The following is a 24,722-nucleotide window of genomic DNA, read 5'->3' as shown; positions in this document are numbered from 1 at the left end:
GAAAGCCATTGTTGCCCCGGTCGTTCCAGATATCTAATATATATTTCATCGGTTTTGATATCGAATGGATATGGTATGGAGTTCCGGCACCTGCGCTACTTCGTCGCCGTGGCAGAGGAAAGGCATTTCAGCAAGGCCGCGGAACGCCTGCACATTTCCCAGCCGCCCCTGAGCCAGCAGATCCAGGTGCTGGAAGCCAGGCTGGGCTTCGATCTGTTCGACCGGCGGTTCCGCAAGGTGACGCTGACCGAGGCGGGGGAGGCTTTCCTGATACGGGCGCGTGTCATCCTGAAGGCCGTCGAGCAGGCGGTGGATGAAGCCCAGCGCCTCGCGCGGGGCGCCCAGGGCAGGCTGGCCATCGGTTTCATGAGCGCGGCCATGCTGCCGCTCATCACGCCCTTCCTGGGCCGGTTTCGCGAGGGCTATCCGGGAGTGGAGCTGGATCTGCGCCAGATGTCCTCGGCCGAGCAGACGCATGCGGTGGCCAATGGCGCGCTGGACGTGGCGCTGGTCGACGTGCCGGGGCGCTGGGGGCCGCTCAGGGTCGATGGCAGCGAACTGCAGTTGCGCACCTTGCGGGAGGATCCCATGGAGATCGCGCTGCCGAACGGCCACCGGCTGGCGCGTCGCCGTCGCCTGGCGCTGCGCGACCTGGACGGCGAGACGCTCATCACGCTGTCGCGGTATCCGGCGCGCGGTTATTACGACCAGGTGCTGGAGCTGTGCCACGGCGCCGGCTACGTGCCGGAACACATCCGCGAAGCCGCGCAGATTCCGGTGATGCTTTCGCTCGTGGCCGCGGGCACGGGCGTGGCGTTGGCGCCTGCCTGTTGCGTGGCGGGATGGCAGGACCAACTGCTGTTCATCCCGTGCGCCGAGCCCGGGGTCATGGAGATTTCCGCGGCCTGGCGGGTGGACAACAATTCCCGTGTGCTGGAAGCGTTTCTCGGGATGTTGCCCGCCTGAGGGCCGCGTGGCCGGTCAGTCGACCTGCAGATCCAGTTTCGCCGCCATGCCGCCCCAGAGCGCACGGTAGCGTGCCAGATAGGCGCCGGCCTGCGCGGGCGAGCCTCCGCCGGGCGCGATGTCCAGGGCCGAGAGCCTGGCCCGCACGTCGTCGGCCCGCAGTGCCCGGTCGATGGCGCGGTTCAGGGTATCGATCACCTCGGGCGGTGTGCCGGCCGGCGCCATGTGCAGCATCGCGAACATGGCTTCGAAGCCCGGCAGGCCGGCCTCGGAGAACGTGGGCGTAGCGGGCGACAGCGGCGAGCGGTTGGCGCTGGAGACGGCAATGGCTTTCAGCTTGCCCGCCTTGATGTGAGGCAGGACGCCCGGTGTCGCCAGGAAGCCGGCGTCGACCTGGCCGCCCAGCAGATCGCCCACGGCCTGCGAGTTGCCCTTGTACGGAACATGGGTGAGCGGGATGCCCGACTTGTCCGCGAAATACATGCCGGTCAGGTGGCCGGGGCTGCCGTTGCCGCCGGATGCGAACGTCACGGGCCGCTGCCTGGCCAGCGCCATGAACTGCTCCAGCGTGGTTGCCGGCATGGCGGGATTCACCACCAGCATCTGGGCGAAGGTGGCCGCCAGCGATACCGGTGTCAGGTCGCGTGCGGCGGAAAACGTCAAGCGTTTGTAGATGAACGGGTTGACGGTCATGGGCGTGTCCGTTGCGCACAGGATGGTGTAGCCATCGGGACGGGCGCGTGCAACCTGTTCTGCGCCGATGTTGCCGCCGCCCCCCGGTCTGTTCTCGACGATGACCGGTTGCTTGAATTCCGCCGCCATCTTTTCGGCCACCAGCCGGGCCAGGATGTCGACCGGGCCGCCCGCGGTCAGGGGAACGACGATGGTGATCGGCTTGGCGGGAAAGGGCGGCGCGGTGGAGACTGCCTGGGCCGGGCAGACGAAGAGGATGGATGCAGCCAGGGCAAACGTGATCGGCGCTCGCATGAGGACTCCTTCGTGAGGATCTGGGTGAGGGAGATTCTGCGCAGGGCTCGCGCGCCTGGCCAATACAAAATTGGAAGCGATTGATATCCGTTCGATATCGTGGCGCGGGATCCGCCGCTTCAGTCCGCCTGGGCCCCGGTCCGGCGCAGGTCGCAGATGCGATGCAGGTATTCGATCAGGTGCTGGCTGGCGGGCGTGAGCTGCCGATTCGCCCGCACCGAGTAGCCCACGCGTCCGAACAGGCCGAATTCGGCCAGCGGCAGGAGCTTGAGCAGTCCGTGGTCCAGAAACTGCGCGGCGGCGTCCTGCGGCATCAGGGCGATGGCCTCGCCGCGCAGCAGGATGCCCAGGTTGGTCAGCAGCGACAGGGATTCAATGTGGCGGGGCGGGATGCCCAGCCCGGTGCGGTGGAAGCTCTGCTCCACCGCGGAGCGCAGCGGCGATTCGGCGGAGGGCAGGATCCAGGGCAGATCCATCAACTGGCCCAGTTCCAGGTTTTCCGCGTGCGCCAGCGGGTGATGGGCGCCGACGACGGCATGCAGTTTTTCTTCGTACAGCGTGTGGTGGGTGAGCGGATAGGCATAGCCCAGCGCGATGTCGCGCTCGGGCAGGCGTCCCACCACGATGTCGAGGTCGCCCGTGGCCAGGGCGGGGAAGAGCTGCGACGAGGGGCCTTCGGAGACGGTGACGCGGATGCCCGGGTGCTCCCGCATCAGCATCGAGATCGCCTCGGGCAGCAGCTTGGCCGACGCGGCGATCAGGGTGCCGACGATGACGTGTCCGCTTTCCCCCGTCAGCGCGGCGTTGAGCTCGTCGGTCATGTAGCGCAGCTCGGCCATCAGCGTCTTGACCCGCCGGCCCAGCAGGTGAGCCAGCTCGGTCGGGACCACGCCGCGGTTGGACCGCTCGAACAGCGGCGCGCCCACGAACTTCTCCAGCTCGTAGATGGCCTTGGTGACGCTGGGCTGCGTCAGGTTCAGTTCATTGGCCGCGCGCGACAGCGACCGGCGCTCGAGCACCCGCTCGAAGATCTGGAGTTGGTGCAGCTTGAGCTTGTGCCCCAGCGCGTTGGGAGTCAGACGGAAGTTGGACATGGCGGCCGCAGGGGACATTCCCCTGCGATTATCGCCCATTCGCGCGCCTACAGCTTCACGCAGACGTTGGTCGGCTCGGTATAGAAATGCAGCGAGTGGCGGCCGCCTTCACGCCCTATGCCCGACAGGCCGCTGCCGCCGAAGGGCGTGCGCAGGTCGCGCAGGAACCAGCAGTTCACCCACGCCAGGCCCACCTGCATGGCCTGGGCCACGCGATGGCCGCGGGTCAGGTTGGTGGTCCAGACGGCCGCCGCCAGCCCGTAGTGGGTGTCGTTGGCCAGCCGGATGGCTTCTTCCTCGGTATCGAAGGGGGCGATGTGGCAGACCGGGCCGAACACCTCTTCCTTGATGCAGCGGGCGGTCTCGGGCAGGCCGGTCCAGATGGTCGGCTGGATGTAGGCGCCCTGGTCGCGCTCGTCGCCGAAGGTCGGCACGCCGCCGCCGGTGACCACGGTGGCGCCTTCCTCGACCGCCAGGCGCAGGTAGGACAGCACCTTCTCGCGGTGCTCGTGCGACACCAGCGGGCCCATGGTGGTGGCGCTGTCCATGGGGCGGCCCAGCACCAGTTTCTCGGCTTCGAGCTTCAGGGCGGCGACGAAGCGGTCGTAGATCGGCCGCTGGACGTAGACGCGCTCGGTGCACAGGCAGACCTGGCCGCAGTTGGCGAAGACCGAGCGGGCCACGCCGGCGACGGCCGCGTCGAAGTCGGCGTCCTCGAACACCAGCGCGGCGTTCTTGCCGCCCAGTTCGAACGATACCGGCTTCACGCCCGGCGCGACCGCCTTCATGATGGTGCTGCCGGTGGCCGATTCGCCGGTGAAGGTGATGCCGTCGATGTCAGGGTGGGTAGTGATGAATTCGCCGGCCGAATTCGGGCCGAAGCCGTGGACCACGTTGAACACGCCGGCGGGCAGGCCGACCTCGGCCGCCACTTCGGCCAGCAGGGTGGCGGTGGAAGGCGTGACCTCGGAAGGCTTGGCCACCACGGTGTTGCCGAAGGCCAGCGCGGGCGCGACCTTCCAGGTGAACAGCAGCAGCGGCAGGTTCCACGGCGAGATGACGCCCACCACGCCCAGCGGCTTGCGGTAGGCGTAGTTCAGCGCCTGCCGGCCGTCCGGCGTATCGGTCATGAAGCTTTCCATGTCCAGCGTGCGGGCGATCTCGGCGAAGGCGCGGAAGTTGGCCGCGCCGCGCGGGATGTCGATCTGGCTGGCCCAGCCCACGGGCTTGCCGGTGTCGCCGATCTCCGCCGCCAGGAAATCGTCGAAGCGGCGTTCGATGCCGTCGGCCAGCGCGTACAGGTAGTCCGTGCGCTGGTTGACCGGCAGCGCCGCCCAGGCCGGCAAGGCCTGGCGGGCCGCCGCCACCGCGGCGTTCACCTGGTCGCGGCTGGCTTCGTGCACGCGCGCCACCAGTTCGCCGTTGGCGGGGTTGAGTTTGTCGAAGGTGCGGATGCCGTCTTCGAAGCGGCCGCCGATGAAGTTGCGCAGGGATTTGACCGACATGGTGCTGGGTTCCGTTGAGGTATAGTACGTATACGTCATAATATAGTGGAATTTCGCGCGACCGGTCCATCCCCGGGGGCATAACAACTTCGGTGCCAGCCATAGCCGGTTCGAAGAAACGCCAGGGCGCCGCTGGCCGGGCGCGCGACATCAGTTAAGATCTCAAGTCCGCTCCGGCTCGCCACCATGACCCGATCCTCCGCCTTGCGACGCCCGCCCGCCGCGCCGTCTCCCGAACCGGAAACCGTGCCTTGCACGGATGCCGTGCGGGCGTTCGAGCTCACGGACGTCGTGTCGCACCTGCTGCGGCGCGCGCATTTTCGCGCCGAGGCCCTGTTCATGCAGACCTTCCACGACGAGGACCTGACGCCGCGCCAGAAGGCGCTGCTGATCACCGTCTGCAAGCATCCGGGCGCCACGCAGAATCAGCTGGCCGAGGACATCGCGCTGGACCGCAATTCGCTGGCCGACATGATCAACCGCCTGGTGCGCAAGGGGTACCTGCGGCGCCGGCGCTCGGCGGACGACAAGCGTGCGTATGCCGTCACCATCACCCAGGCGGGCGTGGACGTGCTCGAGCGCGTGCTGCCCCGCGACCGGGAGGTCGAAGAAGCCATCATCGCGGCCCTCCCGCCCGAATATCGGGCGTTGTTCGTCAAATGCCTCAAATTGATGGCCGGAGTGGGGCCATGAACCGCCGGCATTGTCCGCGCGCAGGTTTCTCCCGTATATTCGTACGTATACGGCATAAAGGTGTTTTTCTCTTTTCTCCAACTTCCAAACAGGACTACCCATGGGGCAGATAGGACAGGGGGGCGTCGCCGCCGAGGCGATCGCCGGGCTTGCGCAACGCCTGCGCAGTGCTCATGAAAGCCGCGTCGCGATCGATCCGATCCGGGATCAATTGCCGGCCGGCGACCTGGACGCCGCGTACGCGGTGCAGCAGGCCAATACCGACCACTGGATCAAGCAGGGCCGCCGCCTGGTCGGCCGCAAGATCGGCCTGACCTCCAAGGCGGTGCAGGCGCAGCTGGGCGTGGACCAGCCCGACTACGGCATGCTGTTCGCCGACATGTCGGTGTGCGACGGCGAGGAAGTGCCGCTGTCGACCCTGATCCAGCCCAAGGTCGAAGCCGAGATCGCCTTCGTCATGGAGCGCGACCTGGCCCAGCCCATGGCCACCATGGCCGAACTGATCTCGGCAGTGGCCTATGCCGTGCCGGCCATCGAGATCGTCGACAGCCGCATCGCCAACTGGAAGATCAGCATCGTCGACACCATCGCCGACAACGCCTCGTCCGGCCTGTTCGTGCTGGGCAACCGGCCGGTCAAGCTGGGCGACTTCGACGCCCGCCTGTGCGGCATGGTCATGGAGCGCAATGGCGACCAGGTATCGATCGGCGCCGGCGCCGCGTGCCTGGGCCACCCGCTGAACGCGGCCCTGTGGCTGGCGCGCAAGATGGCCGAGCGTGGCAATCCGCTGCGTGCCGGCGACGTGGTGCTGAGTGGTGCGCTGGGCCCCATGGTCGCGGTGCAGGGAGAGGAGATTCTGGAAGCGCGCATCGCCGGACTGGGTTCGGTGCGCGCGGTGTTTGGCGCGAAGGAGCAAGCATGAGCGGTCCGCTGTTGTCCCTACCCGAAGTGGCCCGCGAGCTGGACGAAGCCGCCAGCACGCCGCGCGCCGCCGAGCAGTTCGTCGAACGCCGTCCGCTGACGCTGGCCGAGGCCTACGAAGTGCAGCGCATGCTGATCCAGCGCCGCATCGACCGCGGCCATCGACGCATCGGCATGAAGATGGGCTTCACCAGCCGCGCCAAGATGGTCCAGATGGGCGTGCACGACATGATCTGGGGCCGCCTGACGCATGACATGCGCGTGGACGAGGGCGGCGAACTGAAGCTGTCGACCCGCGTGCATCCGCGCGTCGAGCCCGAGATCGCCTTCCTGCTGCGCAAGCCGCTGTCGGGCATGGTGTCGCCCATCGAGGCCCTGGACGCCGTCGAGGCGATCGCCCCGGCGCTGGAGATCATCGACTCGCGCTACAAGGCCTTCAAGTTCTCGCTGGAAGACGTGGTGGCGGACAACGCCTCGTCGTCGGGTGTGGTGCTGGGAGCCTGGCACAAGCCCAGCATCGACTTCTCCAACCTGGGCCTGATCATGTCGTGCAATGGCAAGGCCCAGCAGGTCGGCACCACCGCCGCCATCCTGGGCCATCCCGTGCGCTCGCTGGTCGCGGCCGCGCGCCTGGTGGCGCAGGCGGGCGAGATCCTGCCCGAGGGGTCGATCGTGATGGCCGGCGGCGCCAGCGCCGCCGAGGCGCTCGTGGCCGGTACCTGGGTCGAGCTCGAGATGCAGAATCTCGGCCGCGTGGGCTTCCACGTCACGGCCTGAGGCGGTTCACGGCCGTTACGGGCAGCCCCGGCCGGGGTTGCCCGATGCCCTGGCCCGCGCCCTCCGGGCGTATGGCCAGGAGCTATATTCACAGCGCTTTCATATAATTTAATGTTATATGAATATGGGGGCTTGGTCTGAGCCATCCCCTGGCCAGGTCTTAAAATTCTCAGGATGCCCATTCCCTGCGCGCCGCGCGCAATCATCATGAGAATCCTTGCCATTCTTTCCGCCTGGCTGATCGCCTTCGCCGCGCAGGCCGGCGCCCAGGCCGCCCCGTCCCCCATCCTGTCGCCCGACGAACTGAAGGCGGTGCTGTCCTCGCCCTCGGTCACGGTCATCGACATCCGGCCGCCCGCCGATTACCTGCAAGGCCACATCCCCGGCGCCTTGTCCGCTCCCTACGGCTCCTGGCGCGGACCGGCCAACAGCCCCGGCACGCTGCCGCCGCTGGACAAGCTGACCGCGCAAGTGCGCAAGCTCGGGCTGGCGCCCGAGCGCCATGCCGTGGTGGTGTCCTCGGGCGCGGACGTGACCGACTTCGGCGCCGCCGCCCGCGTCTACTGGACGCTCAAATACCTGGGCCTGACCCAGTTGTCCATCCTGAACGGCGGCATGCAGGCCTGGCAGCAGGCGCAGCAGCCCCTGAGCCAGGACGCGCCGGCCCAGCCGGCCCCCAGCCGCTACGAGCCCAGGCTGAACACCGCCATCAAGGCTACCCAGGCCGACGTGCTGGCAGGCACGACCGGCGGCGGCACCCGCTTGATCGACGCGAGGCCCAAGAATTTCTTCGAAGGCCTGGTCAAGGCCCCGACGGCCTCGGTGCCCGGCACCATCCACGGCGCCACCAACGTTCCGCACAGCGTCTGGTTCGCCCCCGGCAGCACGCAGATCGTCTCGGCCGCCGAGGCCCGCGCCATCGCCGCCCGGGAATTCCCGGACGCGGGCGGCGACAACATCGCGTTCTGCAACACCGGACACTGGGCGGCGACCGACTGGTTCGCGCTGTCCGAACTGGCGGGGCTGCCGCACGTGCGCATGTATCCGGAATCCCTGGCCGACTGGACCAACGCGGACCAGGCCTTGCCCATGGACAACGTGCCGGGCCGGGCCAGCCAGATCTCGGAAAAATTCAAGAAGTTGTTCGGCAACTCCTGAGGCGCCAGCACGAAAGGAATCCCCCTGATGCAAACGACGCTTTCCCAGGCGGGCTCGCCCGCCATCGCTTCTCCCGCGTCCTCCGCGCTTGGCCATGCACGCTGGCCGCTGACGGCCGCGATCCTGCTTGCCGTGCTGGCGCTGGCCTGGTTCGTGACCGTGCGCCAGTCGGTGCTGTTCGTCATCGGCATCGGCATGGGCGGCCTGCTGGCCGGCGCGCGCTTCGGCTTCACCACCGGCTGGCGCCGGTTGATCGAGGCCCGGGACGCCAGCGGCGTGTTCGCCCAGATTGCGCTGCTGGCGGTGGCGGCAGCCATTTCCATTCCGCTCCTGGCGAAGTTTCCCGGCGACCTGGCCGCGGCCCTGGGCCCTCCCAGCATCAGCCTGCTGATCGGCGCCTTCGTGTTCGGCATCACGATGCAGATCGCCGATGGCTGCGGGTCGGGCACGCTGTACAAGGCCGGACTGGGCATTCCGCTGAACATGGGCGTGCTGCCCTTGTTCGCGCTGGGCAGTTTCTTGGGATCGGTGCACCTGCACGGCTGGCTGTCGCTGGGCGCCATCGCGCCGGTCAGCCTGGTCCGCGACTGGGGAGCGGGCGGCGCGTTGGCGCTGACCTTCGCCGGCCTGGCCGTTTTCGGCCTGGCGGCCTGGGTCTGGAGCCGCAAGGGCGGGGCGGCCGCATCTTCTCCCTGGAACCGCAAGCTGCTGCTGGCCGGCGTCGGCCTGGCCCTGCTGGCGGTGGCGAACCTGGTGGTGGCCGGCCAGCCCTGGGGCGTGGTCTACGGTTTCGGCCTGTGGGCGGCCAAGGTGGCGACGGCGGCCGGCGTGTTCGATCCCGCCGCCAACGCCTTCTGGAGCCAGGCGGGCAACCTGCGCACGCTGGACCAGAGCGTGTTCCTGGACGTCACCTCGATCACCAACATCGGCATCATGGCCGGCGCGCTGTGGATCGCCGCCCGCAAGCCGTCCAGCGGCAAGCCGCTGACCGGCCGCCAGTGGGCGGCCGTGCTGGTCGCGGGTTTCCTCCTGGGCTACAGCTCGCGGCTGGCGTTCGGCTGCAACGTTGGCGCCATGGTCAGCGGCATTTCCACGGGTAGCCTGCACGGCTGGATCTGGGTCGTGCTGGCCTTCGCCGGCTCGCTGATCGGCGTGCGCCTGCGCCGCCGGCTGGGCGTGTGAACGGGGGACATGGACATGACTTCCCGTACTTCCGCCGTCGTGCTGCTCTGGGCCGTGCTGATCGCCTTCTTCGCCTGGGACTGGACCCACTCCAGTCCCGTCAACCATCGGAAGGAACCCGCCATCCTGGCCATAGGCTCGGGGCAGGCTCCCAGCGGGGGGCATTGCTCGGCGTTCTGATCCGCACCCGCCAGGGTTCCTCAGGTGCAACCATTATGCATATGCAATAGAGTTGCATTAACTTCGGTTTTGAGCAAGAATGCCGCTCGCGGCCGGCAAGGATCTGCCTTGCCGGCGGCCTGCGGCATTTTTGCGCCATCCATGAAGAAGGAACCGTGATGTTGGGAAGGCTGAACCCCCTCGTATTGGCATTGATGAGTGTTTCCTGGGGCCTGCCCGCGGCCGCCTGGGCACAGGCGGAAACGCCTACCGCGCCCGCGCCGCAGACCCTGAAGGAAGTCACCGTATCCGCCACGCCCCTGTCGCGCAGCGAACAGGACCTGGCGGCGCCGGTTACGGTGCTGGACGAGAACGACTTGCTGACCAAGCGCGCCGCCACGCTGGGCGAGACGCTGGAGCAGGAGCCGGGTATCACTTCATCGCATTTCGGCGCGGGCGCCAGCCGCCCCATCATCCGGGGCATGGACGGCGCGCGGGTCAAGATCGTGTCCGACGGCGCCGAGGTCCAGGACGCCTCCACCATCAGCCCCGATCATGCGGTGGGCCTGGAGCCCATGCTGTCCCAGCGCGTGGAAGTGCTGCGCGGGCCGGCGGCGCTGCTGTATGGCGGCGGGGCGATGGGCGGGGTGGTCAACGTGCTCGACAACAAGATTCCCACCGAAATGCCGGAGAACGCCGTGGAAGGCAGCGTGGAGCTGCGCGGCGCGACCGGGCCGCGCGAGACGTCGGGCGCGTTCGAGCTGACCACCGGCGGCAAGGGGCTGGTCCTGCATGCCGAGGGGCTCAAGCGCAACGCCAACGACTACAAGGTAGGCCGGGGCTGGGCCGGCGGCAACCGCGTGGACGGTTCGTACAACCACACCGAGACCGGCAGCGTGGGACTGTCGTGGGTGGGCGATCGCGGCTACATCGGGCTGGCCTACACCAGCCAGCGCAACCGCTACGGCCTGCCGGGCCATGACCACGCCTACGAGGGCTGCCATGTGCATGGCACGCACCTGCACTGCCCCGACGACGGACATGGCCACGATCACGGCGACGAGGACGGCCACGACCATGGCCACGACGAGGACGGCGACAGCCACGGCATACCTTTCGTGAAGCTGCGCAGCCAGCGGTGGGACGTGCGCGGCGAACTGCGCGATCCTTTCGCCGGCTTCACCCGGCTGCGCGTGCGCGCCGGCTTCACCGACTACCAGCATGACGAGATCGAGGGCGACACGGTCGCCACCACGTTCAAGAACAAGGCGCACGACGGCCGCGTCGAACTGGAGCACGCGCCCATAGGCGGACTGCGGGGCGTGATCGGCGCGCAGACGACGCGCCGCGCCTTCAGCGCCCTGGGCGAGGAAGCCTACGTGCAGCCCACCGTCACGCGCAACAACGGTTTGTTCATGCTCGAGGAATACACGGTGGGCGATTGGCGCTTCGAGGGCGGGCTGCGGCACGAATGGCAGCGCATCGACGTGCAGGGTGGCGCGCCCGACACGCGCCACCGCGGCACTTCGGTGTCGGCCGGAGCCGTCTGGAAGTTCGCGCCGCAGTATTCGCTGGGCGTGTCGGCGTCGCGCTCGCACCGCCTGCCGACCGCCGAGGAACTCTATGCCAACGGCCTGCATCTGGCTACGTCCACCTACGAGATCGGCAACGCCAGCCTGAAGAAGGAAACGTCCAACAACATCGACCTCACGCTGCGCAAGTTCGCCGGGCCCACCACGTTCTCGGTCTCGGTGTTCCACAACAAGATGGACAACTTCATCTATGGACGCACGCTGGACGTCTACCAGAACCTGCAATTGCTGGAATACACGCAGCACGATGCCACCTTCACCGGGCTGGAGGCCAAGGTGCGCCACCAGATCGACCGCATCTTCGCCGTCTCGCTGATGGGCGACTACGTGCGCGCCAAGCTGGACGGCGGCGGCAATCTTCCGCGCATCCCGGCCTACCGGATCGGCACGCGGCTCGATGCGCGCTGGCAGGCCTGGAGCGGCGACGTCGAGCTGTCGTACGTGGGTCGCCAGGACAAGGTGGCCGAGTTCGAGACCGAGACGGCCGGCTACACGATGCTCAACCTTGGCGCGGCCTACGAGGGCCGCATGAGCGGGACCCGTTACCAGATCTACGTCCGCGCCAACAATCTCACGAACAAGCTCGCCTACCGGCATACGTCGTTCATCAAGAATGCCGCGCCGCTGATGGGGCGGAACATCGTCATGGGCGTGCGGCTGACGTTCTGATTGTTACAGCGGTGACCGGGGGCGCGGCCTATCCTGGATGGAGTTTTCACTCGAGACAGGAGAGCAATATGGAGCAGGCAGTCAAGCCGCAGGCCCCCAGTGCCGAGAAGTTTTCCATCGATGTGGAGGCCATGCGCGCCCGGGCGCGCAAGCATCTGGACGAGGGCGCGGTGACCCAGGACTACGGCGCCGACCGCGACGTCGTGCTCAAGATGCTAAACGAGGCCCTTGCCACCGAGCTGGTCTGTGTGCTGCGCTACAAGCGCCACTATTTCATGGCGCGCGGCATCCATGCCGATCCGGTCGCGGCCGAGTTCGCCGAGCATGCCGCGCAGGAACAGCAGCACGCCGACCAGATCGCCCAGCGCATCGTGCAGCTCGGCGGCGAGCCGGACTTTTCGCCCGACAGCCTGTCCCGGCGCAGCCATTCCCAGTACGTGGAGGCCGACACGCTGGAAAGCATGATCAAGGAGAACCTGGTGGCCGAGCGCATCGCCATCGACAGCTACCGGGCCATGGTCCGCTACCTGGGGGACAAGGACCCGACCACGCGCCGCATGCTGGAGGAAATCCTGGCGGTCGAGGAAGAGCACGCGGACGACATGTCCGACCTGCTCGCGCGCGGCTAGCCCCGAGGCCGGCCTCTAGGCGGCGGGCGGCTCGGGAGCCGCTGCCGCCTGCGGGGACGGCGACGCCAGCGAAGCCGATGGCGCGCCGAACAGATAGCCCTGGGCGTATTGCGCGCCCAGCGTCGCGAGGCGGGCCAGGCTGGCCTCGTCCTCGACACGCTTGAACACCACCTGGCACGAAAGTCCCGCGGCTGTTTCCAGCAGCGGGGGCAGTTCGCGTTCGGGATCGGCCACCGTGCGCAGGTCCAGCTTGATGACCTCCGGCGCATGCAGGTGCAGCAGCGACTGCGCCTCGCCCACGTTGTTGGCATGCACGCCTGACTGGAAGCCGGCCTTCTTGTAGTTGCCCAGTATCATGCCGGCCAGCAGGACGTCCTGCGCGGCCTCGGCCGGCAACTGCAACACGATGCGCGCGGGCGGGATGCCCAGCGCCTCGACCATGCGGCGGAACGCCTGCCCGTGGTCATGCGTGATGGCGGCCAGCAGCCGGCCGTGGACGCGCAGATACAAGGGGTGGAGGGCGTCGGCCTTCGAGAAATAATTCAGCGTATGGACCAGGCGGCACAGCCGGTCCAGCCGTACCAGCGTCGCGTCGTCCGCGGCCCGCGAGAACAGGCCCCAGGGGCTGATGACGTCGCCGTCGGTCGCGTGCGAACGGGCATAGGCGTCATAGCCGGCCACCGCCCGCGTATCTATCCTGACCACCGGCTGGAAGCCGCTGGCCAGTTCGAATTCGTAGAACCTGCCCAGGACGGTGCCGTCGGGGGCCAGGCGCAGCGCAGCGTGCAGGTCGGGCTGGCTGGAGAGCTTTTCTATCAGTGTCCGGATCGCCGCGTATGCCACGGAATGCTCCTGAAGGGACGCTTGGAGGATTCCCCCGAGCGTACCGCCGAACACCATAACGCCAAACGATTGTTTCGCCGATCGGATATTTCTTCAGGTTCTGAAGGCTCAATAGCGTTGGCCGAGCTGCAGTTCGTCCAGCAGCCGGCCGTAGAGCGCATGGCGCTGGGGCGCGATCCGGCCCGCCTCCAGGGCTTCCAGCACGGCGCATCCCGGTTCGTGGATATGGGTGCAGTTGTAGAAGCGGCAGTGTCCCAGGTAGGGCGAGAATTCCGGGAAGCCCTTGACGATCTGCGCGCCGTCCAGGTGCTGCAGGCCGAAGGCCTGGAATCCCGGCGAGTCGATCAGGTCGGCCCCGGCGGCCAGCGTGGCGGGCAGGTGATACAGGCGCGTGCTGGTGGTCGTATGCTTGCCGGCGCCCAGCGCCTGAGAGTGCTCCTGGGTGGCGGCCAGGGCATCCGGGACCAGGGCGTTGAGCAGCGTGGACTTGCCCATGCCGCTCTGGCCCAGCAACAGGCTCGTGCGCCCGGCCAGCCTGGGCGCCAGGGCGGCCCGCGTGGCGGTGGCGTCGTGGGCGCTGAGTTCCAGCACCGGTACGCCGAGTGCCTGGATGGGCGCCAGCTTGCGGCGCGCGGCCGCCAGGCCGGCCGTGCGGTCGACCTTGTTCAGGATGACGATGGGAGCGATGTCGGCATTGAAGGCCCCGACCAGGGCTCGTCCCACCAGTTCGTCGGAGAAATCGGGCTCGGTGGCCACGACGATGAGCAACTGGTCGACGTTGGCGGCGAACTGCTTGGTCCGCATTTCATCGGAGCGGTAGAGCAGGTTGCGGCGTGGCAGCACCGACTGGATGGCGCCTTCTGCCGGGCCCTCGGGCGCCACCTCGACCCGGTCGCCCACGGCGGCGGTGCCTTTCTTGCCGCGCGGGTAGCACTGGCGGGTCGAGCCGTCGTCGCACTCGACCGTGAAATGGCGTCCGAAAGCGGCCACGACACGGCCCTGCAGGCCAGTCCCCGGAGTGCGCCGCTGGGGCTTCATGGTTCGTAGCGCGCGTCGATCTTGGCCGCACAGATGAAGTCGTTGATGGAAATGCCGCCTATTTCGTGCGTGGTGTAGTGCACGCGTACCCGCCCGTGACCCACCAGCATCTCGGGGTGGTGGTTCTCCTGCCCGGCGATCTCGGCCACGGCGTTCACGAAGGCGATGGTGCGGGCATAGTCCGCGAATTCGTAGTCGCGCTCCAGGACGTCGCCGCGCCGCGCCCAGATGGGCAGGACGTGGATCTGCTCGTCGATGTGGGCCGGGCTCATCGGCGCCCGGTTCTTCATGGGCACGCAGCGGCCCGAGCGCAGCTGTTCGATACTCAATACGCGGTTCATGCCGGTTCCTGGAGACGGTCGAGCGGGGCGGCATGCGGCGCGGCGGCTCGCAGCCTGCCGATGCGTATGCCGGCGGGCGGGTGCGAGTCGTAGAAGGCCGAATGCACGAGGTCGGGGGTAAGGGTGGCGGCGTTGTCGTCGTAGAGCTTGACCAGCGCCGAGACCAGGTTCGCGGGATCGGTCTGCTCGCTGGCGAAGCGATCGGCCTCGAACTCGTGCTTGCGCGAGTACCAGCTCGCGAGCGGGATGAAGGCGAAGGTGAAGACCGGCGCCACGAGGAAGAACAGGATCAGGGCCAGGCCGTCGTTGTGTCCGCCCAGCAGGGGCATGGTACCGAGCCCGGTGTAGAACCACACCTGCCTGGACAGCCAGCCCAGCAGGGCGAAGAACACCAGCGACACGCCGAAGCTGAACGCCAGGCGCTTGAGAATGTGCCGGTGCTTGAAGTGGCCGAGCTCGTGCGCCAGCACGGCCTCGATTTCCTCGGGGGCCAGGCGGGCCAGCAGCGTATCGAAGAAGACGATGCGCTTGCTCTTGCCGAAGCCGGTGAAATAGGCGTTGCCGTGCGCCGACCGCTTCGAGCCGTCCATGACGAAAAGCCCGTTCAGCGCGAAGCCGGTGCGGCGGGCCAGCGCCTGGATGCGCTCGGCCAGCGCCTGGTCGGCCAGCGGCGTGAACTTGTTGAACAAGGGCGCGATGACGGTGGGGAAAAGCAGCATGACCGAAAGGTTGAAGACGATCCACAGGCCCCAGCCCCACAGCCACCAGTAGGTTCCGGCACCCGCCATGAGCCAGAGCAGGGCCGAGAGCAGCGGCAACCCGAACACCACCGCCAGCGCGAGGCCCTTCATGGTATCGGCAGCGAACAGCCGCAAGGTCATCCGGTTGAACCCGAACCGGGCCTCGAGCACGAACTGCCGCCACAGGGTGAAGGGAAGGTCCAGCAGCGACAGCAGGGCTGCGGCCATCGCCACCAGCAGCAGCTGGCGGATGAAATCGGACGAGGCCAGCGAGGCGGCCAGCTCGTTCAGGGCCTGCAGTCCACCAAGCAGGGTCAGGCCGATCAGCACCGCCGTATCGAACAGCAGCGCCACGATGTCGAAGCGGATGCGGGCGATGGTGTAGTCGGCCGCCCGCCTGTGGCTGGTTTCCCCGATGCGGTCGGCGAACTCGGGCGGTACGCGGTCGCGGTGCAGCGCGACGTGGCGGGTCTGGCGGGTGGAGAGCCACAGCCGGGTAGCAACGCCGGCCAGCAGCATCAGGACGAACAGCAGGGTAAACACAATGACGGCTCGTAGTCAGGGGGGGCGTACGCACAAGCCCCGACGGACCCCGGTGCGGGTTCGGAAAGAGGAGGCGCCAGCCTGTGAGAAAATTGCCATTTGTGCCCGCGCCGCCGTCCTGGCGCCGCGCGCGCGATCATGCATGGTTCCGGAGCACCGATTATATGGCGTTGAACGAAAATCACCTGGTTTGGCTCGACATGGAAATGACGGGCCTGGATCCGGAAAAGGAACGGATCATCGAAGTCGCGGTGGTCGTGACCGACGCCCAGCTCGAAGTGGTGGCCGAAGGGCCGGTCCTGGTCCTGCACCAGTCCGACGAACTGCTCGACGGCATGGACAACTGGAACAAGGCCACCCATGGGCGCAGCGGGCTGATCGACAAAGTAAGGGCTTCCTCGTTGACCGAAGCCCAGGCCGAGGACGAGCTGCTGGCGTTCCTGGGCCAGTACGTGCCGGCTGGCAAGTCGCCCCTGTGCGGCAACACCATCAGCCAGGACCGCCGCTTCATGGTCCGCTACATGCCGCGGCTCGAGGCGTTCTTCCACTATCGCAACCTGGACGTCAGCACGCTGAAAGAGCTCTGCCGCCGCTGGAAGCCCGAGATCTACAAGGGGTTCGAGAAGAAAAGCCGGCATGAGGCGCTGGCCGACATCTACGAGTCCATCGACGAACTCAAGTACTACCGCGAGCACTTCCTGCGCGTCTAGGCCCTGGGCTGCGGCACCGCGGGAGTGGCCGGACGCCGGGCGGCCACCCGCCAGTAGACGTATTGCAGCATGAGCGACGAAACCGCCATGCTGAAGGTCGCCATCAACCACATGGTCCCGGCGCCCGTGGGCGCGCCGGGCATCAGCATCCCGACCACGCCGCGCAGCGCGCCGGCGCCCGGACCGAATGCCAGCCACCATCCTCCCAGCAGGCCGATGCCCCACAGCGCGCCGGCCTGGATCAGCATGGGGCCGACCGCCATCTTGTAGGCGCGCAGCAGGTAGCTGGTCATGCACTGCAGCGAATCGAACAGGTGGAAGAAGGCCAGCATGCCCAGCAACCCCAGCGCCACCACGGCGACCTGCGCATCGCTGGTGTAGGCCTGGACGATGGGGCCGCGCGCCAGCATCACGGCCGCGATCGTCAGCAGCGCGCCCGTGGTGCTGATCATCAGTCCGGCCGCGCCCGTGCGCCGTGCGCGCAGCGGATCTCCCGAGCCGATGGCCTGCGCCGTGAGCGCGCCGGTCGACACCCCCAGCGCCAGCGGCATCATGAAGCACAGGGCGACCAGGTTGGCCATGATCTGGTGTCCGCCGGTGGCGTAGACGCCCTCGCGCGCCACCAGCAGCGCCATGAACGTGAAGGACGTGACCTCGATCAGGTACGAGCCGCCCATGGGCAGGCCCAGCCGCAGGAGCTCTCCCAGCGTCTTTCTGTCCGGACGGCCGATGCGCAGGCCGAATTGCCGGTAGAACGGGTCGCGGCGCAGGACGAGGGCGCTCAGGCCCACGCTTATCCAGAAGACGAGGGCGGTGGACAGTCCCGCCCCCACCGCGCCCAGCGCGGGCAGGCCGAACTTGCCGTAGATGAAGAGCCAGTTGAACAGCGCCTTGAACCCGATGCCGGCAATGTTGATCATCATCACGACCTTGGGCCGCGATACCGCGGTGTTCAGAGCGTAGACGGTGCGGAAGACCAGCGCGGCGGGCAGGGCGACGATCAGCATGGCCAGGTAGCCGCGTACCTGGGCGCGCACGGCAGGGTCCACGTCTCCGGACATCGCCAGCCAGGTATCGGGAAACAGCATCGCCAGTCCGCCCACCACCGACAGGCCCAGCGACAGCCAGACCGCCTGCCCCCAGGCGCGGCCGATCTCGGCCAGCCTGCGGCCGCCGAAGTGCTGGGCGGCGATGGGAATCAGCGCGTGCAGCACGCCGGTCAGGCCGATGAACACGGTGACGTAGATGGACACCGCCAGCGCCATGGCGGCCAGTGCCACGGGCGAGGCATGGCCCGTCATCGCGGTATCGAGCACGCCGAAGGCCATGCTGGCCCACTGGCCGACCAGGACCGGCCAGCCCTGTTGCAGGATGCGGCGCAGGGTCGCGCCCCAGCCGGATGGGAGCGCGAGCCCGGCTTCGCTCACGAGGCGGGACGCCCGGCCGGGGCCGGGCGCAGCAGGATGAAATACTCGCGGAACTGGGGCGCGCGGCGGAATTCCGCCGCCCGGGTGCCTTCCCACAGCACGCGGCTGCCGGCGTACTCGCCGCGCTGGAGCACGTTGCGCAGTACGCTGGCGTTGCCTTGCAGCAGGACGAGGGGGCAGTCGCCGGACAGCTCGAAGCGCAGGTTGTCGAAGACCGCGAACGAGGCGCGCTGCGACAGCCCCAGGCCCGAGCTGCGCACGCATTCCTGCCGGCCCGTGCGGACCCGCTCGGCGGCCAGGGCATGCGCCATGCCGTTCGAGACCTCGCGGTAGCTCTTGTTGTAGTTGATCGAGGGCAGCCACAACGTCATGATCAGCAGCCAGCACGCGACCACGCCGCCCGCCGACAGCACCGTTCCGCGCCACAGCCCGGTGGGGCGCGAGCGGAAGCGCCAGATGATCAGCGCGATCCAGGCCAGGCTGGCCGCGACCGCGGCGGTGAAGGCGAACAGCGAGAAATCGGCGTCGAAGCCCGGGGTCTGGCGGGCGATGTTGCGGGCGATCTTGGGCGGTACGCCGGTCATGATGGCGATCCATCCCATCCAGACCACGCAGGCGGTTGCCGAGAACACCATGACGGCAAACCAGTCCAGGGCGTTGATCAGGCCCCGCCGCAGCGTGGGCAGCGCGAGTGCGCCCAGCATCGCGCAGGGGATGACCAGCGCCAGGTATTCCGCATCGACCGGCTCGCGGGTGGCGAGCAGCATGGCCAGGCCCGCCAGCATCAGCGCTGCCGGGATCTGCACGTGGGGCGAGAGCAGGTATCCACGCCACCGCCAGAGCGCGAGCAGCGCGAGCGGTCCGGTGGGCCACAGGAACCACGGCATGTTGCGCAGCGCGTCCGACAGTCCGCGCGGGGTCAGCATCCCGAACACGCTGGCGTTCCAGTGCCACCAGCCGCTCATCCAATAGGGGTGGAGCTGCGCGGTGGCGATCCACCAGGCCAGCGACAGCGCCAGGCCCAGCGGCAGGCTCAGCAGCGCGATCCAGCGCACGGCGGGCCGCAGCGCCGGGCTGGTGCCGGCCAGGACCGCGACGGCCAGCAATTGCGGCATGACGGCGGGGAAGCCTCGCGCCAGGAATGCGCCGCCCAGCGCAAGCCCCAGCGTCAGCGCGCCGGAGCGGGGATGGTCGAGCATCCGCGCGAGGGAATAGAAGGCGAGCGCGTGGAAGGCGAGCGCGGCCGGCTCGGCGGAGGTCTCGTGGGACCGCCACAATATGCCCAGGGTGGCCAGCAGCAGGAGCAGCGCGGCGTCGGCCAGCATGCGGCCGTAGTCGCGCGGTTCGGGCTGGCCGCCAAAGGGCAGCGCCAGCGGCTGGGCCTCGGCTCGCCGGCCCAGCAGGTAGGCGCCGTACCAGAGGCTGGTGCTGGCGATGCCGAACCAGATGAGGTTGGGGACGCGCGCCGCCAGGATGTGCCCCAGCAGCGGCGAGAAGACGGCCATGCACAGCGCGCCCACCCACGTCGCCAGGGGGCCTTCCTGCGACACCGCCACGCCGGCCGCCTCGGGCGCCAGCCATTGCGCCCAGCCGCCATCGTAGGCGGACCACATCTGCGCCAGGCCGATGACGTCTTCGCTCTTCCAGGGTTCGCGCATGACCAGGCCGGTCACGATGTACAACAGGCACAGGGCCAGCAGGCCCCAGCGCGGCAGCTTGGTTGCCGCGAGCGCGGTCAGCCGCGCGGGGGTGGGCGGCAGGATGGACGTATGGAAGGGCGACGGGAATCGGTGAGGCATCGAACCGCTGGGATTACCTAACAGGCGACAAGACGGATTCTAGTGTCCCGGCAGGCCGCGACACGCAAAAAATGGCGGAATGCGAAGCCGGATTGCAAGCAATTGCAGCGGCGGGCGGATTCCCGCGCCATGAACCCCGGCCGGGCGAGCGCAAGCAGGGCGCAGAAAAAAGGCAGCCCGCAGGCTGCCTTCTGGGTGCGCGGACGGTGCCGTCAGGCGGACGTCTTGCCGGCGCCGGTGGTGCGGGCGAAACGGGCGCGGAACTTCTCGACGCGGCCGGTTTCCACGATGCGGGTTTGCGCGCCGGTGTAGAAGGGGTGCGATTCCGAGGTCACGTCGCACTTGAACAGCGGGTAGGTCTTGCCATCGAGTTCGATGGTTTCGCGCGTGTTCAGGGTCGAGCGGGTAATGAACTTGTTGCCGGTCTGCAGATCCTGGAACACGACGTCGCGGTATTCGGGGTGGATGCCTTCTTTCATGGTCTTCCTTGGGAGTATGCGGGTCGCCAGCCGGACGAAGGTTTGCGCCTTGGGGGCGGTTTTCCCCAGGGGGGGTTCCTTTATGGCGGCTTCCGTGTGTTTACTGCTGGACGGAGCGCCGGCCCGACAACGTGCCCAATTTCTAGAGCTAAGCCGTAAATTATCGCGGGATTCCCGGATTTGTGCAATCAGTACGATGTTTTGGGCGTTTTGCGCTTCAAAGGCATCGCTTGACGAGGCGATCGGGTTCTTTATCCGGCCGTCTCCTGGGCGGGCGCAGCCCCGTGGGCGCAACGGAGCCGGTCCCGGCGTTGCCGGGACTACCCGGTGTCGGCACGGTTGGCGGGGCGGGCGCAGAACTCGCACCGGGGTAGCCCACTGGGCTACCCCGAAAGCCGTGCTCAAACAGCTGCGCCCTTGCTTCCCCGCCAACCGTGCCGACACCGGCGGCTCCAATGCGCCCACGGGGCTGCGCCCGCCCAGGAGACGGCCTCCGGCGGAAGTTGGCCGGGAAGAGAGCAAGGAGGGCAGAAAACGTGGGGGAAGGCGGAAGTGAGGTGGGGGAGATGGCGGCATGCAAGAACGCCACGCCCCACCAGCCTGGTAGTACCCCAGGATGCGGTGGATCCGGCTCCGCCGGCCACCCGCATCGCCCCCCGGGACCCGGCGCCGGGCCGCCCCAAGGCGGGTCCCGGCCCCCTCGGGGGGCTGCCGCGTAGCGGCTGGGGGCTCACCATACTGGGCGCGCGAAGCGCGTAGGGGGGACCTATTTTTTCATCATGTCGAAGAACTCGGCGTTGTTCTTCGTCGAGCGCATCTTGTCCAGGATGAATTCCATGGACTGGATCTCGTCCATGTCGAAGATGAACTTGCGCAGCACCCACACCTTCTGCAGCACGTCCGGCTTGATCAGCAGCTCTTCGCGGCGGGTGCCGGACTTGTTCAGGTTGATGGCGGGGTAGACGCGCTTCTCGGCCAGGCGGCGTTCCAGGTGGACTTCGCTGTTGCCGGTGCCCTTGAACTCTTCGTAGATCACGTCGTCCATGCGGCTGCCCGTTTCGATCAGGGCGGTGCCGATGATGGTGAGCGAGCCGCCTTCCTCGATGTTGCGGGCCGCGCCGAAGAAGCGCTTGGGCCGCTGCAGGGCGTTGGCGTCGACGCCGCCGGTCAGGACCTTGCCGGAGGCGGGCACCACGGTGTTGTAGGCGCGGGCCAGGCGGGTGATGGAGTCGAGCAGGATGACGACGTCGTGCTTGAGCTCGACCAGGCGCTTGGCCTTCTCGATGACCATCTCGGCCACCTGCACGTGGCGGGTGGCGGGTTCGTCGAAGGTGGAGGCGACCACTTCGCCGCGCACCGAGCGCTGCATTTCGGTCACTTCTTCCGGACGTTCGTCGATCATCAGGACGATCATCGTGACGTCGGGATGGTTGGCGGTGATGGCATGCGCGATGTGCTGCATCATCACCGTCTTGCCCGATTTCGGGCTTGCCACCAGCAGGCCGCGCTGGCCCTTGCCGATGGGGGCGAAGATGTCCATGATCCGGCCGGTCAGGTTTTCTTCGCTCTTGATGTCGCGTTCGAGGCGCAGCGGCTTGTTCGGATGCAGCGGCGTCAGGTTCTCGAACATGATGCGGTGCTTCATGGTCTCGGGCGCCTGGCCGTTGACCTTGTCCACCTTCACCAGGGCGAAGTAGCGTTCGCCGTCCTTGGGAGTGCGGACCTCGCCCTCGATGGAGTCGCCGGTATGCAGGTTGAAGCGCCGGATCTGGGAAGGCGATATGTAGATATCGTCGGTGCTGGCGAGGTAGGACGTTTCGGGCGAACGCAGGAAGCCGAAACCGTCGGGCAGCACTTCCAGTACGCCATCGCCGAAGATTGGCTCGCCCTGCTTGGCGCGCCGCTTCATGATGGCAAACATCAGCTCCTGCTTGCGCAGGCGGCTGGCATTCTCGATCTCGAGCGTGGCGGCCATTTCCAGCAGTTGCGAAACGTGCAGCGCCTTCAGTTCATTGAGATGCATCTCGGGTAAAGCTCCGGGGGGAGTTCTTGGTGGTGACACGTCCTCGTGGGAGGACTTTGCGCAGGGAGTCTGGTGCTCTTGGGGCGGAGGGCTGGATCCCGAGGCCGGGGCGCGCCGCCGGTGCGCAAGGAGAGGGCGTGGTAAAGGTTGATCGGAAAGGACCGGCTCTGGGCCGGTCCGTGTCGTGCTACCTGCTTACAGCGAGCTGTCCAGGAAGGCGGTGAGCTGCGACTTGGACAGCGCGCCCACCTTGGTGGCCACGACCTGGCCGTTCTTGAACAGCATCAGGGTCGGAATGCCGCGGATGCCGTACTTGGCGGCCGTGGCGTTGTTGTCGTCGACGTTCAGCTTGGCGACCGTCAGCTTGCCCTTGTACTGGGAGGCGGCCTCTTCCAGGATGGGGGCGATCATCTTGCAGGGACCGCACCATTCTGCCCAGTAATCGACCAGGACAGGCTCATTGGCTTGAAGTACGTCGGCATCGAAGCTGGAGTCGCTCACGTGCTTGATCGCGTCGCTCATGGTTTTCCTTCTGAGGTGTGCGCAAAGCGCGGGAAGAGTGGTGCAGTGCGCGGTAAACGGGTATGTGATTCGATAGATATATGTGGGCGCGTGTGCTTGGATTCCAGACCCCTGAGGGGAATTTTTTTATATGCGCGGATCCTGACGGGAGTACCCCTGGGCGATGCGTGGGAAGCGCGAAACGCGAGGGGAGCGGGGCAGGTAGGCGCCGGAATCGGTCGGCGTAGAGCCCGAGATAAACCAATGGTAACCGCAAAAAAGCGGTTTTTCCAAGAGCCTGTCCGGCTAGTGTGGTTTTTAGAGCCCAGGACAAGGGAATTGGGTGGCGAGCCTGACTTCGGCACTGACGGTTTACAGCTATGGCTGCTTCGTTCCCGACCTGACCAGGTTCACCGCTCCGCCATGCGAAGGGGCCCGCCAATAAGAATTATAGCACCCCCCCTACGCCCTTCGGGCGCCCCCCAGGGGGCGGCACTGGCGGACCGGCAAAGCCGGATCCGCTGTGCCCTGGGTCTAGGGCCGGTTTCTTGGGTTGGGGCACCGGTGCTTCGCTGGCAGCAGCGGTAAATGGGTGCCCCAAAATCAGGGCAAAGGGGTTAGGCCCAGGATGCGGTGGATCCGGCTTTGCCGGTCCACCCGCATCGCCCCCTTGAGGGGGCGCGCGTCAGCGCGTAGGGGGTGGGTTTCCCCATCGCCCGAAGGGCGTAGGGGGGTACAATATCCTTCATGACATATCTGGTGCTGGCTCGTAAATGGCGGCCGCGTTCATTCGATACGCTGGTCGGACAAGAACACGTGGTGCGTGCGCTGACGCACGCGCTTTCCACGCAGCGCCTGCATCACGCCTGGCTGTTCACGGGCACGCGCGGGGTGGGCAAGACCACGCTGTCGCGCATCCTGGCCAAATCGCTCAATTGCGAGACCGGGATCACGGCCACGCCGTGCGGCCAGTGCCGGGCGTGCACCGAGATCGATGCCGGCCGCTTCGTCGACTACCTCGAGCTCGACGCCGCGTCGAATCGGGGCGTGGACGAGATGACGCAGCTGCTCGAGCAGGCGGTCTATTCGCCCACCTCCGGCCGCTTCAAGGTCTACATGATCGACGAAGTGCACATGCTGACCGGGCATGCGTTCAACGCCATGCTCAAGACGCTGGAAGAGCCGCCGCCCCACGTCAAGTTCATCCTGGCCACCACCGATCCGCAGAAGATCCCCGTCACGGTGCTGAGCCGCTGCCTGCAGTTCAACCTCAAGCAGATGCCGCCGGAGGCCATCGTCGGCCACCTCGAGCACGTGCTGGCGCATGAACAATTGCCGTTCGAGATCCCGGCCCTGCGCCTGATCGGCCAGGCGGCGCGCGGTTCCATGCGGGATGCCTTGTCGCTGACCGACCAGGCCATCGCCTACAGCGCCGGCAACCTGTCGGAAGAGGCCGTGCGCGGCATGCTGGGCACGATCGACCAGCGCCACCTGGTGCGCCTGCTCGACGCGATCCGCGCGGCGGACGGCGTCGGGGTGGTGGGCGTGGCCGACGAGCTGGCGGCGCGCAGCCTGTCGTATGCCGGGGCGCTGGCCGACCTGGCCGTGATGCTGTCGCGCATGGGCATGGCCCAGCGCGTGCCGGGCGCGGTGTCGGAAGAGGATCCGCTGGCGCCGGACATCCAGCGGCTGGCCGGGGAATTTTCCGCCGACGAGATCCAGCTGTTCTATTCCATCGCCGTGCACAGCCGCGCAGAGCTTGCGTTGGCGCCCGACGAATACGCCGGGTTCGTGATGGCGTGCCTGCGCATGCTGGCATTCACGGCCGAACCGCAGGGCGCTTCCCAGGAAGCGCCCGCGCCGGCACCGCGATCCGCCGCCTTGAAGGCGGCGCCCGCGGTGGCCGCGTCGATGCCGGCGCCGGCTCCAGCCCCGGTGCCGCCGGC

General features: G+C 67.5%; 23 protein-coding genes and 1 other RNA gene. 11 read left to right on the top strand and 13 right to left on the bottom strand.

Annotated features, from left to right (window positions below; all coding sequences use genetic code 11):
• Window positions 1-75: 75 nt before the first annotated feature.
• Entirely contained in the window at window positions 76-966 is an 891-nt protein-coding gene (locus tag CDO46_RS22135) for a LysR family transcriptional regulator (RefSeq protein WP_087840761.1), read from the top strand.
• Between the two features lie 15 nt (window positions 967-981).
• Here the strand turns inward: CDO46_RS22135 and CDO46_RS22130 are convergent, their stop codons facing one another.
• From CDO46_RS22130 to CDO46_RS22120, 3 genes are all read right to left on the bottom strand, one after another.
• Window positions 982-1,953 (bottom strand): tripartite tricarboxylate transporter substrate binding protein, encoded by a 972-nt coding sequence (locus CDO46_RS22130; RefSeq protein WP_087840760.1) that lies wholly within the window; start codon window positions 1,951-1,953, stop codon window positions 982-984.
• Between the two features lie 119 nt (window positions 1,954-2,072).
• Window positions 2,073-3,047, bottom strand: coding sequence for a LysR substrate-binding domain-containing protein (locus CDO46_RS22125; RefSeq protein ID WP_087840759.1), 975 nt, complete (start codon window positions 3,045-3,047; stop codon window positions 2,073-2,075).
• 47 nt (window positions 3,048-3,094) lie between these two features.
• On the bottom strand, window positions 3,095-4,552 hold the full coding sequence (locus CDO46_RS22120; protein ID WP_087782228.1) for a 2-hydroxymuconic semialdehyde dehydrogenase: 1,458 nt from the start codon (window positions 4,550-4,552) through the stop codon (window positions 3,095-3,097).
• Window positions 4,553-4,738: 186 nt separating this feature from the next.
• Here CDO46_RS22120 and CDO46_RS22115 point away from each other — a divergent pair, with 186 nt between their 5' ends.
• The 8 genes from CDO46_RS22115 (at window position 4,739) to CDO46_RS22085 (ending at window position 12,332) form a co-directional block, all read left to right on the top strand.
• The gene (locus CDO46_RS22115; RefSeq protein ID WP_087840758.1) at window positions 4,739-5,245 is read left to right on the top strand and encodes a MarR family winged helix-turn-helix transcriptional regulator; all 507 of its coding nucleotides are present in this window, start codon (window positions 4,739-4,741) and stop codon (window positions 5,243-5,245) included.
• A gap of 100 nt (window positions 5,246-5,345) precedes the next feature.
• Entirely contained in the window at window positions 5,346-6,167 is an 822-nt protein-coding gene (locus CDO46_RS22110; protein WP_087840757.1) for a 2-keto-4-pentenoate hydratase, read from the top strand.
• Window positions 6,164-6,943 (top strand): 2-keto-4-pentenoate hydratase, encoded by a 780-nt coding sequence (locus tag CDO46_RS22105; protein ID WP_087840756.1) that lies wholly within the window; start codon window positions 6,164-6,166, stop codon window positions 6,941-6,943. The genes CDO46_RS22110 and CDO46_RS22105 overlap by 4 nt, the downstream gene beginning before the upstream one ends.
• Before the next feature lie 207 nt (window positions 6,944-7,150).
• Entirely contained in the window at window positions 7,151-8,101 is a 951-nt protein-coding gene (locus CDO46_RS22100; protein ID WP_087840860.1) for a sulfurtransferase, read from the top strand.
• Window positions 8,102-8,224: 123 nt separating this feature from the next.
• The gene (locus CDO46_RS22095) at window positions 8,225-9,283 is read left to right on the top strand and encodes a YeeE/YedE thiosulfate transporter family protein (protein WP_243724465.1); all 1,059 of its coding nucleotides are present in this window, start codon (window positions 8,225-8,227) and stop codon (window positions 9,281-9,283) included.
• Between the two features lie 15 nt (window positions 9,284-9,298).
• On the top strand, window positions 9,299-9,463 hold the full coding sequence (locus CDO46_RS28445) for a hypothetical protein (RefSeq protein ID WP_165963085.1): 165 nt from the start codon (window positions 9,299-9,301) through the stop codon (window positions 9,461-9,463).
• A gap of 194 nt (window positions 9,464-9,657) precedes the next feature.
• A complete protein-coding gene (locus tag CDO46_RS22090; RefSeq protein WP_243724440.1) occupies window positions 9,658-11,703 on the top strand; it encodes a TonB-dependent receptor in 2,046 nt (681 codons plus the stop codon).
• A 68-nt stretch (window positions 11,704-11,771) separates the two neighbouring features.
• On the top strand, window positions 11,772-12,332 hold the full coding sequence (locus tag CDO46_RS22085) for a bacterioferritin (RefSeq protein WP_087840753.1): 561 nt from the start codon (window positions 11,772-11,774) through the stop codon (window positions 12,330-12,332).
• A gap of 15 nt (window positions 12,333-12,347) precedes the next feature.
• Here CDO46_RS22085 and CDO46_RS22080 read toward each other — a convergent pair whose 3' ends face one another.
• The 4 genes from CDO46_RS22080 to CDO46_RS22065 all read right to left on the bottom strand — a co-directional run bounded on the left by CDO46_RS22080 (window position 12,348) and on the right by CDO46_RS22065 (window position 15,813).
• A complete protein-coding gene (locus CDO46_RS22080) occupies window positions 12,348-13,175 on the bottom strand; it encodes an EAL domain-containing protein (RefSeq protein ID WP_176400820.1) in 828 nt (275 codons plus the stop codon).
• 108 nt (window positions 13,176-13,283) lie between these two features.
• Window positions 13,284-14,213: a ribosome small subunit-dependent GTPase A gene (gene rsgA / locus CDO46_RS22075; protein ID WP_087840751.1), complete on the bottom strand. Its 930-nt coding sequence runs from the start codon at window positions 14,211-14,213 to the stop codon at window positions 13,284-13,286.
• Complete coding sequence (locus CDO46_RS22070) at window positions 14,210-14,554, bottom strand: 4a-hydroxytetrahydrobiopterin dehydratase (protein ID WP_087840750.1); 345 nt, start codon at window positions 14,552-14,554, stop codon at window positions 14,210-14,212. Before CDO46_RS22070 ends, rsgA begins: the two co-directional genes overlap by 4 nt.
• The gene (locus tag CDO46_RS22065; protein ID WP_087840859.1) at window positions 14,551-15,813 is read right to left on the bottom strand and encodes a M48 family metallopeptidase; all 1,263 of its coding nucleotides are present in this window, start codon (window positions 15,811-15,813) and stop codon (window positions 14,551-14,553) included. The genes CDO46_RS22070 and CDO46_RS22065 overlap by 4 nt, the downstream gene beginning before the upstream one ends.
• A 188-nt stretch (window positions 15,814-16,001) precedes the next feature.
• Between CDO46_RS22065 and orn the strand changes: the two genes are divergently transcribed.
• The gene (orn, locus tag CDO46_RS22060) at window positions 16,002-16,547 is read left to right on the top strand and encodes an oligoribonuclease (protein WP_087840858.1); all 546 of its coding nucleotides are present in this window, start codon (window positions 16,002-16,004) and stop codon (window positions 16,545-16,547) included.
• Here the strand turns inward: orn and CDO46_RS22055 are convergent.
• The 6 genes from CDO46_RS22055 to ffs form a co-directional block, all read right to left on the bottom strand.
• The gene (locus CDO46_RS22055) at window positions 16,544-17,974 is read right to left on the bottom strand and encodes an MATE family efflux transporter (RefSeq protein ID WP_087840749.1); all 1,431 of its coding nucleotides are present in this window, start codon (window positions 17,972-17,974) and stop codon (window positions 16,544-16,546) included. The two genes, orn and CDO46_RS22055, sit on opposite strands and share 4 nt — an antisense overlap.
• Window positions 17,971-19,773 (bottom strand): glycosyltransferase family 39 protein, encoded by a 1,803-nt coding sequence (locus tag CDO46_RS22050; protein ID WP_243724439.1) that lies wholly within the window; start codon window positions 19,771-19,773, stop codon window positions 17,971-17,973. The genes CDO46_RS22055 and CDO46_RS22050 overlap by 4 nt, the downstream gene beginning before the upstream one ends.
• Before the next feature lie 212 nt (window positions 19,774-19,985).
• Window positions 19,986-20,252 (bottom strand): type B 50S ribosomal protein L31, encoded by a 267-nt coding sequence (locus CDO46_RS22045; protein WP_087840748.1) that lies wholly within the window; start codon window positions 20,250-20,252, stop codon window positions 19,986-19,988.
• Window positions 20,253-21,018: 766 nt separating this feature from the next.
• Window positions 21,019-22,275 (bottom strand): transcription termination factor Rho, encoded by a 1,257-nt coding sequence (gene rho / locus CDO46_RS22040; RefSeq protein WP_087840747.1) that lies wholly within the window; start codon window positions 22,273-22,275, stop codon window positions 21,019-21,021.
• A 195-nt stretch (window positions 22,276-22,470) separates the two neighbouring features.
• Window positions 22,471-22,797, bottom strand: a complete 327-nt coding sequence (trxA, locus tag CDO46_RS22035; RefSeq protein WP_087840746.1) for a thioredoxin TrxA — start codon at window positions 22,795-22,797, stop codon at window positions 22,471-22,473.
• Window positions 22,798-23,118: 321 nt separating this feature from the next.
• An RNA gene (gene ffs, locus CDO46_RS22030) (signal recognition particle sRNA small type) lies at window positions 23,119-23,216 on the bottom strand.
• Window positions 23,217-23,523: 307 nt separating this feature from the next.
• Here ffs and dnaX point away from each other — a divergent pair.
• Window positions 23,524-24,722 (top strand): DNA polymerase III subunit gamma/tau (gene dnaX, locus CDO46_RS22025; protein ID WP_140416897.1); only part of this gene is annotated, 1,199 nt, incomplete at its 3' end.

It is taken from the genome of Pigmentiphaga sp. NML030171 (genome assembly GCF_002188635.1).
Lineage (GTDB): Bacteria > Pseudomonadota > Gammaproteobacteria > Burkholderiales > Burkholderiaceae_B > Pigmentiphaga > Pigmentiphaga daeguensis.
The sequence above is the reverse complement of the archived record's forward strand: the minus strand, read 5'-3'. Positions and strand labels throughout refer to the sequence as shown.

Excerpts from the sequence above, each read along its gene's own strand:
- CDO46_RS22120 (WP_087782228.1), bottom strand. The coding sequence starts at position 4,552 with ATGTCGGTCAAATCCCTGCGCAACTTCATCGGCGGCCGCTTCGAAGAC.
- CDO46_RS22090 (WP_243724440.1), top strand. The coding sequence starts at position 9,658 with ATGAGTGTTTCCTGGGGCCTGCCCGCGGCCGCCTGGGCACAGGCGGAA.
- CDO46_RS22110 (WP_087840757.1), top strand. The coding sequence starts at position 5,346 with ATGGGGCAGATAGGACAGGGGGGCGTCGCCGCCGAGGCGATCGCCGGG.
- CDO46_RS22135 (WP_087840761.1), top strand. The coding sequence starts at position 76 with ATGGAGTTCCGGCACCTGCGCTACTTCGTCGCCGTGGCAGAGGAAAGG.
- CDO46_RS22105 (WP_087840756.1), top strand. The coding sequence starts at position 6,164 with ATGAGCGGTCCGCTGTTGTCCCTACCCGAAGTGGCCCGCGAGCTGGAC.
- CDO46_RS22070 (WP_087840750.1), bottom strand. The coding sequence starts at position 14,554 with ATGAACCGCGTATTGAGTATCGAACAGCTGCGCTCGGGCCGCTGCGTG.
- rsgA (WP_087840751.1), bottom strand. The coding sequence starts at position 14,213 with ATGAAGCCCCAGCGGCGCACTCCGGGGACTGGCCTGCAGGGCCGTGTC.
- CDO46_RS22125 (WP_087840759.1), bottom strand. The coding sequence starts at position 3,047 with ATGTCCAACTTCCGTCTGACTCCCAACGCGCTGGGGCACAAGCTCAAG.
- trxA (WP_087840746.1), bottom strand. The coding sequence starts at position 22,797 with ATGAGCGACGCGATCAAGCACGTGAGCGACTCCAGCTTCGATGCCGAC.
- CDO46_RS22065 (WP_087840859.1), bottom strand. The coding sequence starts at position 15,813 with ATGCTGCTGGCCGGCGTTGCTACCCGGCTGTGGCTCTCCACCCGCCAG.
- CDO46_RS28445 (WP_165963085.1), top strand. The coding sequence starts at position 9,299 with ATGACTTCCCGTACTTCCGCCGTCGTGCTGCTCTGGGCCGTGCTGATC.
- CDO46_RS22115 (WP_087840758.1), top strand. The coding sequence starts at position 4,739 with ATGACCCGATCCTCCGCCTTGCGACGCCCGCCCGCCGCGCCGTCTCCC.
- CDO46_RS22100 (WP_087840860.1), top strand. The coding sequence starts at position 7,151 with ATGAGAATCCTTGCCATTCTTTCCGCCTGGCTGATCGCCTTCGCCGCG.
- CDO46_RS22085 (WP_087840753.1), top strand. The coding sequence starts at position 11,772 with ATGGAGCAGGCAGTCAAGCCGCAGGCCCCCAGTGCCGAGAAGTTTTCC.
- CDO46_RS22050 (WP_243724439.1), bottom strand. The coding sequence starts at position 19,773 with ATGCCTCACCGATTCCCGTCGCCCTTCCATACGTCCATCCTGCCGCCC.
- rho (WP_087840747.1), bottom strand. The coding sequence starts at position 22,275 with ATGCATCTCAATGAACTGAAGGCGCTGCACGTTTCGCAACTGCTGGAA.
- CDO46_RS22130 (WP_087840760.1), bottom strand. The coding sequence starts at position 1,953 with ATGCGAGCGCCGATCACGTTTGCCCTGGCTGCATCCATCCTCTTCGTC.
- CDO46_RS22045 (WP_087840748.1), bottom strand. The coding sequence starts at position 20,252 with ATGAAAGAAGGCATCCACCCCGAATACCGCGACGTCGTGTTCCAGGAT.
- orn (WP_087840858.1), top strand. The coding sequence starts at position 16,002 with ATGGCGTTGAACGAAAATCACCTGGTTTGGCTCGACATGGAAATGACG.